Raw genomic sequence first — 11,699 nt, 5'->3', positions numbered from 1 at the left:
CTGAGGACGACGGCTACTGCGGGATGTCACGGCGGTCGAAGGCCACCACCGCAGCGGTAATCAGTGCTGCTGCGATAAGGGTCATCACGACCAAGGGCGTCCAGGTGATCGGCACCTGAGGGACCTTCGGGGTGTGGGTGAACGGGGACAGGTCCAACGCCCACCCCGGCAGACCGAACGCCACTCCGAGTTCGCCCACCAGGAAGGCCAGTGCGGCGACCACCCAACCGGCCGCCGTCCACGCGGGCCGAACTGCGAAGAGCAGCAAGGCAATCGAGAAGATCAGCCACGCTGCCGGTGCCTGTACCGCCATGGCGCGCAGGACGTCGGTGCCGGTCAAATGCGTCCGGCCCAGCCACGCCACCCCCACCGCCGCGACCAGCAGCAGCACGAGGGTCCCCAGCAGCCCCATGACCACCACCGTCAATAACCAGGTCCGGCGAGCCCGCCCGGTCGACAGGGCGAGCTCCAACTGACCGCGGGTCTCCCAACGCCGCAGGTCGGCGACCAGCGACACCAACCAGAAGGCGATCGCTGCGCTGAAGAACGCGGCCATCGCCGCGAGGAAAGCGCCGGTGAGCGCGCCGGCGCCGCCGAGTTTGCGCAGATACTCCTGGAACTGCGGCGGCATCCCGGAGGTGTCCGCGACCGACGACACCAGCGAGCCGACGATCAGCGCGAAGACCAGGATGCCGATCGACCAGCCGGTGAAGGTCCGCCACTGCGACTGCCACAGCACGGCTGGCACCGACCGCAGTCCGCGGGCGGACGCCGGGCCGGGTCGCGGTGCGATGACTCCGCTGCCGAGATCGCGACGCTCCCGCAGGACGACCGCCAGCCCCAACGACACCAACCCAGCCACGACGCACCAGAGCAGTCCCCACCAGGAGGGATCGCCGTACGGGTCGATGGTTTGCACCCAACCGATCGGGTTGGTCCAGCGCAACCAGGCGACCGAGTCGTTGGTGTCGGCGGCGCCGCGCAACAGGTAACCGCCCAGCACCAGCGTCGAGGTGATGGAGGACACCTGCCGCGCGGTCGTCGCCACTTGCGCCACGAGCAGGGTGACACCGGTGACGGCCACTCCGACACCGACGTACTGCGCCAGCTGCGCGAGCACCTGACGCCCGGTCGCGCCGTACCCCAAGAAGGGCACAGAGGTCACCACGGCGGTGAGGAGGGTCAACGCGGCGGCGACAGCAATCGCAGCCACCAACGGCGACAGTCGGCCGACCGCGGCCGACCCGGCCAGCTCCAACTGGCCCGACTCCTCCTCGCGGCGGGTGTGCCGGTTGACGGTGAAGGCGACCAGCACGCCGAACGCGGTGAGCATGAAGAGCCCGATCCGCCAGGACGTCGTACTGGCCACTGTCTCAATGTGATCCAACGGGCCGAGCATCAGTTTCAGCGCCGGATTGCCGGCCAGCGATTGCTGCATGTCCCGCCGGTCGGCCACGGTCCCGGCGAGATCGGACAGCTGCTTCAGCGTCGCCACGTAGGTCAGGGCGAAGACCACCACGGAGATCGGCAGCCAACGGATTTCCTGGTGGAAGGCGAGGCGGGTCAGCCGCCGGGAGTTCTCGATCACGACTCGTGCTGGTCGTATTGGCTGAGGAACAGTTGCTCCAACGTCGGGGGCTCGACGACCAGTTGCCGCGCGCCGTACTGCGCCAGCACGGCCACAGCGGCCGTCGCCGTCGCATCGTCGACCGTGAAGTGCACCTTGGTGTCATCGACGGTGACGTCCGACACCCCCTCGACTGCCGCCAACCCCTCCTGTACGCCGATCGCGTCCGCCACGAGCGCCGAGACCCCCGATCGGGTCACGTGCCGCAACTGTGACAGAGCACCGGTGAGCACCGTCTTGCCGCGTCGGATGATCGTGACGTCGTCGCACAGGTCCTGCACCTGGCCCAGGATGTGACTGGAGAGCAACACGGTCGTGCCCCGGTCGCGGGCCGCGCGGATCTGCTCCTGGAACCGCGCTTCCATCAACGGGTCGAGCCCGGAGGTGGGTTCGTCCAGGATCAGCAGTTCGACGTCCGCGGCCAATGCTGCGACCAGAGCTACTTTTTGCCGGTTGCCCTTGGAATAGGTGCCGGAGCGTTTGGTGGGATCGAGTTCGAAAACCTCCAGCAGTTCGTCGCGGCGAGTCGCGCCCTGCACGTCACGCAGGCCGAGCAGTAGGTCGATGCACTGACCGCCGGTCAGGTGGTTCCACAAGGTGACGTCTCCTGGCACGTAGGCCAGTCGCCGGTGCAACGACACTGCGTCGGTGTACGGGTCCGCGCCGAAGAGTCGCGCCGTGCCGCCGTCGCGGCGGTAGAGCCCGAGCAGCACGCGGATGGTCGTTGACTTGCCTGCACCGTTGGGGCCGAGGAAGCCCGCGATCGTGCCCGGTGGCACCTGCAGATCGAGCCCGTCGAGGGCGGCGAACGAGCCGAAGTGTTTGGTGAGTCCGGAGATCTCGATGACGGCGTCGGCCATGGCTCCATCCAACACCCCTGGCCCAGCAATGCACCGTCCCTGCGGTTGCTATCGAGTTGCTGTGCGACCTCGATTTGCGGTGGCGCCGCAGCTTCGCGAGTGGGTGGATGGAGGTAGGCGCCAGTTCGGCGCTGGTTCACACAGCGAGGTGTTTCATGACCGATCAATCGACGGGCGAAGAGCAGACCAACGAAGCGGCCGATCAGCCGCAGCGCCCCGAGGGCTTCCCTGGCGGCGAACGACCCGACGGTTTCCCGCCCGGACCCCCACCTGGTGGTTTCGGCGAGCACGGCCCGGGCCACGGACCAGGTCACGGCCACGGCGGACCGCCGCCCGGTTGGCATGACCAGCGGGGCGAAGGCGGGGGGCCGGGCGAGGAGCGAGGCGGCGAGCCGGGTCAGGCCGAGCGGCAGCGCTGGGGCGGCCCGCAGGAGGGCCGCCCGGGTGGTGGCGAGGATGCGGCGAGCCAGTCCGACGACGCCACCGCAGCTGCGGCAGCAGGCGTGGACGCGGTGACCGGCGCGCAGGATGAGGGCACGCTCACCTGAGCTGACCGCCCACCGCCGCGGGTTTGGTCATGGATGGTTGAGCGACCGCCGATTGACAATTCATGGCCAAACCCGGCGCCGGGCCCGCGATTCCGGGTCAGCCCGCCCCGACCGATAAACTCGCGGTTGGCCTGCTCTCTATCCGTACGTGAGGACTCACCATGCCTGCGATCGTTCTTGTCGGCGCCCAATGGGGGGATGAAGGCAAGGGCAAGGCGACCGACCTGCTCGGGGACCGCATCGACTACGTCGTGAAGTTCAACGGCGGCAACAACGCCGGTCACACGGTGGTCATCGAGCAGCCGGATGGCAGCCGCGAGAAGTACGCCCTCCACCTGCTGCCCAGCGGCATCCTGACCGAGGGCGTCGTCCCGGTCATCGCCAACGGCGTCGTCATCGACCTCGGCGTCCTTTTCGAAGAGATCGACGGCCTCGAAGCCCGCGGCATCGACACCAGCGCCCTGAAGGTCAGCGCCAACGCGCACATCATCGCCAGCTACAACAAGACCCTCGACAAGGTCACCGAGCGCTTCCTGGGTTCCCGCAAGATCGGCACGACTGGTCGCGGCATCGGGCCGACCTACGCCGACAAGATGAACCGGGTCGGCATCCGCGTGCAGGACCTCTTCGATGAGTCGATCCTGCGGCAGAAGGTCGAAGCCGCGCTCGACGTCAAGAACCACCTGCTGGTGAAGGTCTACAACCGTCGCGCCGTCGCGGTCGACGAGGTCGTCGAGGATCTTTTGCAGTACGTCGATCGGTTGCGTCCCATGGTGGTCGACACCTCCCTGCTGCTGGACACCGCGCTGTCCAACGGCGAGACCGTCCTATGCGAGGCCGGCCAAGCCACCCTGCTGGACGTCGACCACGGCACCTACCCGTTCGTCACGTCGTCCAACGCGATCAGCGCCGGCGCTTGTACCGGTGCCGGCATCCCACCGACCCGGGTGGACCGGGTCATCGCGATCTTCAAGGCGTACACAACCCGTGTCGGCGAGGGTCCGTTCCCGACGGAACTGCACGACGACAAGGGCGAGTTCCTGCGCAAACAGGGTGCTGAATTCGGCACCACCACCGGCCGCCCGCGGCGCTGCGGTTGGGTCGACACCGTGATCGGTCGGTACGCCACGCGCATCAACGGGGTCACCGACTTCGTCCTGACCAAACTGGACGTGCTCACCGGCCTGGAGACGGTGCCGGTCTGTGTTGCCTACCAGGTCGACGGCAAGCGCTTCGACGAGATCCCGGTCAGCCAGTCCGATTTCCACCACGCCACTCCGATCTACGAGGAGTTGCCGGGCTGGTTCGAGGACATCTCGACGTGCCGCACGTTCGAGGAGCTACCGGCGAATTGCCGCGCCTACGTGGAGTACGTCGAGGAGCGCATCGGCGCCCGCATCTCGGTCATCGGCGTCGGCCCGGGCCGAGAAGAGGTCATCGTGCGCCACGACCTGCTGGGTGGCGAATGATGCCGGCGCTCGACGACTGGGTCTCCCGCCTGGCCGACGAGGTCATCGCCGACGCGCAGCGCCGCGACGTCAAGATCGTCTGTGCCTCCGGCATCTCACCGTCCGGACCGATCCATCTGGGCAACCTGCGCGAGGTCATCACCCCGCACCTGGTTGCTGACGAGATCGCCCGTCGCGGCATCGAGGTCGAGCACATCATCAGCTGGGACGACTACGACCGGTTCCGCAAGGTGCCGAATTTCCCCGGCGTCGATCAGTCGTGGAGCAAGTACATCGGTCAGCCGCTGACCGCCGTACCCGCTCCGCCTGGCTCCCCGCACGAGTCCTGGGCCGCGCACTTCCGCACGCAGTGCGAGGAGGCGCTCGCGGCCATGGGTATTCGCTACCGCGGGATCAGCCAGACCCAGCAGTACACCGGTGGTGCCTACATCGACCAGGTGATCTTCGCCATGGGGCACCGCGACCAGATCGACAAGGTCCTGGACCAGTACCGCACCTTGCCCAAGGCCGACGGCCAGGATCACGACGAGGACGAGGACGCCGACGAGGCAGCCGCCCGCGAAGGCTCGGGAGCAGCGGCCGAGGACAGCGGTTACTACCCCTACAAGCCGTACTGCACGGTCTGCAACACCGACTTCACGACGGTCACCGCCTACGACGACGCCACGGCCGAGTTGAGTTACCACTGCGAGCACTGCGGGCACGACGAGACGGTCGACCTGCACACCTTCACGCACGGCAAGTTGGTGTGGAAGGTCGACTGGCCGATGCGCTGGGCTTACGAAGGGGTGGTCTTCGAGCCGTCCGGGGTTGACCACCAAAGCCCTGGATCGTCGTACGCCGTGGGGTTGGAGTTGGCGCCGATCTTCGGCTGGCAGCGCCCGATCGGCCCGATGTACGCGTTCGTGGGCATCAAGGGGATGGCCAAGATGTCGTCCTCGAAGGGCGGCGTGCCGACCCCGGCGGACGCCCTGGAGATCATGGAGCCGGCGGTTCTGCGCTGGCTGTACGCCCGTCGTAGGCCCAATCAGTCGTTCACCGTCTCGTTCGATGCGGACCTGCAGCGCACGTACGACGAGTGGGACGCCCTGGCGCGCAAGGTCCAGGCGGGCACGGGGCAGGCGGGCGACGTCGCGGCGTACACCCGGGCCAGTTCGACGGCGGCCGGGCCGCTGCCGATCACCGAGTGCCCCGTCGCGTATCGAACGCTTGCTTCGATCGTGGACATCACCACGGGGGACGAGCAGCAGGTGCTGCGGATCGTCGGGCAACTCGACCCGACGGCGCCGGTGCCGTCCGTGGCGGCGCTGCGACCGCGGCTGACCTGTGTGGAGCACTGGGTGGCCACCCAGATGTCAGAGCAGGACAAGACGGTGGTGCGCACGGCGCCCGCTGATCGCGTGTTGACCGATGACGAGCGGGCCGCCATCGAGCTGCTGCTGGACGGTGGCTCCGGGCTGGCGCCGATCGAAGCGGACTGGACGCTGGCCGGATTGACCCACCAGGTGTACGGCGTCCCGAAGGTCATGCGGGGGATAGACCCCGGTGCGATCGTCAAGGGGGACAAGGAGCTGGCGTCGGCGCAGCGCAACTTCTTCAAGCTGCTCTACGGCGTGCTGATCGACAAAGAGACCGGCCCGCGGTTGCCCACCCTGTTACTCGCGATCGGTCCGCAGCCGGTGCGTCGACTGCTGGAGGGCGCCGCTGGAGTACCCGCGAAACCGGGCAAGGATCCGGTCAGCTGAAACTCATGATGGGTAGCCGCTTGACGGATTACCGATCGGTAAGCCAAAGTGTGACTTGCGCGACACCTACGGCTCCGTAAGTTGAAGTAACTTTCTGCTTCGTAACCGTTGGATGCAGCCCCTAGGGCGGCTAAGGTGTGACGCAGTTCACATACCCGGAAGCTTGGATGGAGTACACCAACACCATGACCAACACGATTTCCCGCCGCACGCTGGCAAAGGGCGCCGCTTGGTCGGTGCCGGTTGTTGCCGTCGCTGCTGCCGCCCCCACCGCGTCCGCCAGCCCCGCCGACTGCATCACCTCCGGCACGCTGCAGAGCTCGGCGAGCGTGCCGCCGTCTACCTCTCCGAACTACACCTGTGTTCAGACCGACATTGATGGCAACCCGACCGGTACGCCGTTGGGTAACTGGCGGGTGCAGATCCTGGTTTCCACCTGCACCGCGGTGCACGCTGGTTCGACGCTGAAGCAGGCCCCGCAGATCACCGCGAACGTGATCACTGCGACCGCGGCGGCCAACGTGCTGCGCGGCTTCGGTGCGACGCAGGTCACCGGCGGTTCGTCGACGGCCAAGTACTCGGTCACTGGTCAGGTCGTCGGCTCCCCGGCCAGCCGCACCGGCAACCTGTCCATCGGTGCGTTCCCGGTGCCGGCCACCGGTGGCATCAGCACCACTGCCACTGGCTCCGGCGCGCTGGAAACCGCCACGACGGCAGGCTCGATCAACATCGCCGCGACGTCCTTCACCGTCGTCTTGAACTGGACCGGTGAAGACCCCGACACGGGCGACCCGAACAGCGGCACGAACTACGTCTCGTGCACGCCGGCTGTGTGCACGTCGGCTTCGGCCTGCACCCCGACGACCTCGGTCCCGCTGACCCCAGCGATCACCGTCCAGTGATCTGAGCACCTGAAAGAGCCCCGCCGGCGTACGCCGGCGGGGCTCTTTCATGCTTCCCCGACTTCTGAAGCGCTACTCACCTCGCATCGGCGACCGCGCGTGACTTGCGCTTCAAAAGTCCGGTCACCGGCTCCGCTGCGCTCCGCCGACAACTCCGTCCTCACGCTTCGTCGGACAGCACTCTGATCCGCTCGTGGTGGTGGATGACCTCATCGATCACGAAACGGAGGAACTTCTCGCTGAACTCCGGGTCGAGCCCCGCGTCCTGCGCCAACCCTCGCAACCGGGCGATCTGCCGCTCCTCCCGAGCGGGATCAGCCGGCGGCAACTTCTGCTCGGCCTTGTACGCGCCGACCGCCTGGGTGATCCGGAACCGCTCCGCCAGGATGTAAATCAGGGCCGCGTCGATGTTGTCGATCGACCGCCGGTAACCGGCCAATACCGCATCGGCCGCGGTGTCCTCCTGCGCCATCACCCAACCTCCAGAACGGTCATCCGATGCGCCGCCCGGGTGAGCGCGACGTAGGTGACCCTAGCGCCGCCGGCGGACTCCGCGGTGATCGCGTCCGGGTCGACGATGACCGTGGCGTCGTACTCCAGGCCCTTGGTCGACATCGGATCGATCAGCACCACCCGGTCGTCCAACCCGGCTACCCCGGCAAGTTCGGCACGGTGCGCGTCGGGCGCGATGACGGCGACCGAGCCGTCGACCTCGGCGAGCAGATCCCGGGTGGCGGTGTCCACGGCCGCTTTCAGCGCGTCGGAGGCGACTGTGCGCCGGACCGGGTAGACCCCCGTTTCCCGTACGGCGTTCGGGATGTCCGCGTCCGGCATCACCGTGCGGATCAACTCGGCTGCGGTGTCGAAGATCTCGCGGGCGTTGCGGTAGTTGGTGTCCATGTGGAACCGCTGGCGCGCCTTGGCGCCGAATGCTTCGTCGCGGGCCGCCGCGGCCTCCGCGGCGTCGTCCCAGGAGGCTTGCGCGGCATCCCCGACGACGGTCCAACTCGCGGTGCGCCCGCGTCGCCCGAGCATCCGCCACTGCATCGGCGACAGGTCCTGCGCTTCGTCCACCAGGACGTGGGCGTACTCGCCGCGCTCGCCGATCACGCCCTGCAGCAGCCGATCCCGCGCGTCCTGCGGCGTGACTTCGAAGGTGGGCGCGGTCTGCGCGGAGGTGCCACGCACCTCGACCTCGGACACGCCGTACTGCCCGACGTTGTCCAGTTCCTCGATCTCGTAGAAGCCGCGCTCCTCCTCCGGCTCCGGCGCCGCTATCCCCAGACGGGCAGACAGGTCGTCGATCAAGGCAACATCGGCGACCGACCAGGTCCCGGTGGTCAGGGCGGTCTGCAGGGACGCGCTCAGTACGGATTGCTGCTCCCCGTTGAGCACGCCGTGCGCGTAGGTAGCCAGCCGCGACTCGTCCGCGAGCCACAGCAGCACCTCCCGCGGGTCCAGCGACGGCCACCACGCCTTGACGAACGCCTCGATGTCCCGGTGCTCCCGGAACCGGTCCAGGAATTCGTCGCGCTCACCGTCATGCACCTGTCGCCAAGCCGCTTCGGCCAGCGCGGTCAGCGCCGCGTCCCTGCCCTGGTTGTGCTGGTGGTGGCGCAGGATCTCGGCTCGGATCCGCTGCAACTGCGGTGCGTCGATACGGATCGGGACGCCACCCACCATGGCCCGCAACGCCGGTGGTGCGGTCGGCGGCAGGTCCCGGGCAGCGCGCGAGAGCACCCGACGGATCCGCAGCGAACCTTTGATCGCCGCGGCGGCCACCGGGTCGAGACGGTTCGCGGTGATCCCGCCGACCACATCACCCAGCGACCGCAGGGTCACACTGTCCTCGCCGAGGGAGGGCAGCACCCGCTCGATGTAGGCGGTGTACGCCGCCGACGGTCCGACCACCAGGATGCCGCCGGCCTCGTAGCGCCGGCGGTCGGCGTACAAGAGATACGCCGCGCGGTGCAACGCAACGACGGTCTTGCCGGTGCCCGGACCTCCGGTGATCTCGGTGATGCCCCGGCTGGAGGCGCGGATCGCTTCGTCCTGGTGCCGTTGGATGGTGGCGACGATGTCGCGCATCTGGGCGCCGCGCGTCCGGGTGAGGGCGGCCATGAGGGCTCCGTCGCCCACGACGACCATGCCCTCGGGTGCCTCCGGCACCATCAGATCGTCCTCGATGCCCAGCACGGTGGCGTCCCGGCAGCGCAGCACCCGACGCCGTACGACACCTTCTGGTGACACCGGAGTGGCGCGGTAGAACGGTGCGGCGGCCGGTGCCCGCCAGTCGATGACGAGCGGTTCGTAGTCGTCGTCGCGGACCCCGAGACGACCGATGTAGCGCACGTCAGCGTCGGCCAGGTCCAGGCGCCCGAAGACCAGACCTTCGTATTGGTGCTCAAGGGACTGGCGGCGCCGACCGGCATTGAACACCAGCGCATCCCGTTCGAACAGGCCGGTGATCTCCTCCTCGCGGGCGACGCCGACGCGGTCGGTGCGACCGCGTGACATGCCCTCGACCTCGATCAGTGCCGCGCGTTCGCCGGCCTTGGTCAGTTCGGTGTAGACGCGGTCGACATGGGCCTGCTCGCGGGCCAACTCGGCGGTCAGCTCAGCCGCAGGGTCGGGTGCGGAGGCGGCAGACGCCGCGGGGGCCGCGGCGGGTCCGGTATGCGGCGCCGACGCGTTGGGTGCAGTCACGAAATGGTTCCCCATCAAGACACGAACGAGCGAACAGTCAAGTCTAGTCACCCCACGACGAGGGTCGTGCAGCCGTTCCTACTGGCAGACAAATCAAGAACCAACAATCGGTAATCAATCTCTCAATTAATTGGTCGTGGGGTGGCGCTCAGCGGCGGTTGTGCCATGATGTTTGCGGCGGACACGTCCGTTGCGAGCCCGGTCCGTGCGTCACCGCGACCCCCCTCCGGTTGATCCGCGGGCTCGCGGTGGGTTCCTCCTGGAGGACCTCCCCCCTGACTTCCGGGAGGAACCCACCACCCACATTCAGGTACGACGACCTGCCCGTGGCCGCCCACTACGCTTGCGCAGTGTGAAGGTTCTCGTCATCGGCAGCGGCGCGCGTGAGCACGCCATCGTGCACTCCCTGATCGGCGACCCCGGTGTGACCGCCGTGGTCTGCGCCCCCGGAAATCCGGGGATCGCCGCTGAGGCGCAGATCGCCGATCTGGACTCACTCACCGATCCGGCGGCGGTTGTCGCGGTGGCCCGAGAGGTCGGCCCCGACCTGGTGGTCGTCGGTCCCGAGGCCCCGCTGGTGGCGGGGGTCGCGGACGCCCTGCGCGCGGCAGGGTTCGTGGTGTTCGGGCCTTCGGCGCAGGCGGCCCAGTTGGAGGGGAGCAAGGCGTTCGCCAAGCAGATCATGGCCGCTGCGGACGTGCCCACCGCCCGGGCGTATGTCTGCACGACCGACGACCAACTGACCGAGGCGCTGGAAGCCACCGGCGCGCCGTACGTCGTGAAAGACGACGGACTCGCCGCGGGCAAGGGCGTGGTCGTCACCGACGATCTGACCGAGGCGGCCACGCACGGGCAGGCCTGCCTGGCTCAGGGCGGCACGGTTGTCGTCGAGGAGTACCTGGACGGCCCGGAGGTGTCGCTGTTCTGCATCAGTGACGGCACCGACGTGGTGCCGCTGGTTCCGGCGCAGGACTTCAAGCGGATCTTCGACGGCGACCAGGGGCCGAACACCGGTGGCATGGGGGCCTATTCGCCGCTCGACTGGGCGCCCGACGGCCTCGTCGATGACGTCATGGAGCGGGTCGCACGCCCCACCATCGCCGAGATGAACCGGCGCGGCACGCCGTTCGCGGGGGTGCTCTACATCGGCCTGGCCCTGACCTCGCGGGGACCGCGGGTGGTGGAGTTCAATGCCCGGTTCGGCGATCCGGAGACCCAGGTGGTCCTCGCCCGCCTGGTCACCCCTCTCTCGCAGGTGCTGCTGGCGTCAGCCACCGGCACGCTGGGCGAGCAACCGGAACTGGTCTGGAGCCAGGGCGCGGCGGTCACCGTGGTGGTCGCCGCAGCGAATTATCCGGCGACTCCGCGATCCGGTGACCCGCTGGCGGTGCCCGCGAGCACGGAGAACTCCTACGTTTTGCACGCTGGAACGAAAACGACCGCCGACGGACTGGTGTCCGCCGGCGGCCGGGTGCTTTCCGTGGTCGGGCTCGGCAGCGACCTGAACGAGGCTCGGAAAGCCGCTTACGCCCTCGTCGACCAGGTTGGCCTGCCCGGCTCCCAGCACCGCACCGACATCGCGTTACGGGCCGAGCAGGGGCAGGTCGCCGTACCCGATGTGATCAGCTGAGCGCGTCCTTGGCGTCCTGGGCAGCGCCCTTGAAGTCGCCGTCCTTGAGGTTCTCGCCAGCCTGCTTGGCGTTGGCCTCGGACTGGGTCGCCTGACCCTCGGCCTGCTGCTGCTCGTCGCCACGCGCCTTGCCGGTGGCCTCCTGGATCTTGCCCTTGGCCTCTTCGGCGAGGTTCTCCAGGTTGTCCTTAAGTCCCATGACTGTCTCCTTA

10 protein-coding genes are annotated in these 11,699 nt (G+C 68.2%); 5 read left to right on the top strand and 5 right to left on the bottom strand.

The genetic code is table 11. The features are described from left to right. Positions 1-13: 13 nt before the first annotated feature. Together DR843_RS14100 and DR843_RS14095 are read right to left on the bottom strand one after the other, a co-directional pair. Positions 14-1,588, bottom strand: a complete 1,575-nt coding sequence (locus tag DR843_RS14100; protein WP_109686794.1) for an ABC transporter permease — start codon at positions 1,586-1,588, stop codon at positions 14-16. Continuing rightward, positions 1,585-2,487: an ABC transporter ATP-binding protein gene (locus DR843_RS14095; RefSeq protein ID WP_109686792.1), complete on the bottom strand. Its 903-nt coding sequence runs from the start codon at positions 2,485-2,487 to the stop codon at positions 1,585-1,587. Before DR843_RS14095 ends, DR843_RS14100 begins: the two co-directional genes overlap by 4 nt. Positions 2,488-2,642: 155 nt before the next feature. Here DR843_RS14095 and DR843_RS14090 point away from each other — a divergent pair, with 155 nt between their 5' ends. From DR843_RS14090 to DR843_RS14075, 4 genes are all read left to right on the top strand, one after another. Next, entirely contained in the window at positions 2,643-3,035 is a 393-nt protein-coding gene (locus DR843_RS14090) for a hypothetical protein (protein WP_109686790.1), read from the top strand. Positions 3,036-3,196: 161 nt separating this feature from the next. Next, positions 3,197-4,504: an adenylosuccinate synthase gene (locus tag DR843_RS14085; protein ID WP_109686788.1), complete on the top strand. Its 1,308-nt coding sequence runs from the start codon at positions 3,197-3,199 to the stop codon at positions 4,502-4,504. Continuing rightward, positions 4,504-6,249: a lysine--tRNA ligase gene (gene lysS, locus DR843_RS14080; RefSeq protein ID WP_342767187.1), complete on the top strand. Its 1,746-nt coding sequence runs from the start codon at positions 4,504-4,506 to the stop codon at positions 6,247-6,249. Before DR843_RS14085 ends, lysS begins: the two co-directional genes overlap by 1 nt. Before the next feature lie 185 nt (positions 6,250-6,434). Then, entirely contained in the window at positions 6,435-7,151 is a 717-nt protein-coding gene (locus DR843_RS14075) for a hypothetical protein (protein WP_146202588.1), read from the top strand. Positions 7,152-7,311: 160 nt separating this feature from the next. Here the strand turns inward: DR843_RS14075 and DR843_RS14070 are convergent, their stop codons facing one another. Together DR843_RS14070 and DR843_RS14065 are read right to left on the bottom strand one after the other, a co-directional pair. Next, positions 7,312-7,623: a chorismate mutase gene (locus DR843_RS14070; RefSeq protein ID WP_109686782.1), complete on the bottom strand. Its 312-nt coding sequence runs from the start codon at positions 7,621-7,623 to the stop codon at positions 7,312-7,314. Beyond that, a complete protein-coding gene (locus DR843_RS14065; protein ID WP_109686780.1) occupies positions 7,623-9,872 on the bottom strand; it encodes a HelD family protein in 2,250 nt (749 codons plus the stop codon). The genes DR843_RS14070 and DR843_RS14065 overlap by 1 nt, the downstream gene beginning before the upstream one ends. Before the next feature lie 337 nt (positions 9,873-10,209). On the opposite strand from DR843_RS14065, the gene purD reads away from it, so the two are divergent. Further along, positions 10,210-11,487 (top strand): phosphoribosylamine--glycine ligase, encoded by a 1,278-nt coding sequence (purD, locus tag DR843_RS14060; RefSeq protein WP_109686778.1) that lies wholly within the window; start codon positions 10,210-10,212, stop codon positions 11,485-11,487. Here purD and DR843_RS14055 read toward each other — a convergent pair. Beyond that, positions 11,480-11,686 (bottom strand): CsbD family protein, encoded by a 207-nt coding sequence (locus DR843_RS14055; RefSeq protein ID WP_109686776.1) that lies wholly within the window; start codon positions 11,684-11,686, stop codon positions 11,480-11,482. The two genes, purD and DR843_RS14055, sit on opposite strands and share 8 nt — an antisense overlap. Positions 11,687-11,699 lie beyond the last annotated feature (13 nt).

It is taken from the genome of Branchiibius hedensis (assembly GCF_900108585.1).
In the GTDB taxonomy this organism is placed as follows: Bacteria; Actinomycetota; Actinomycetes; order Actinomycetales; family Dermatophilaceae; genus Branchiibius; species Branchiibius hedensis.
This window is presented reverse-complemented; position numbering and strand designations above follow the sequence as displayed.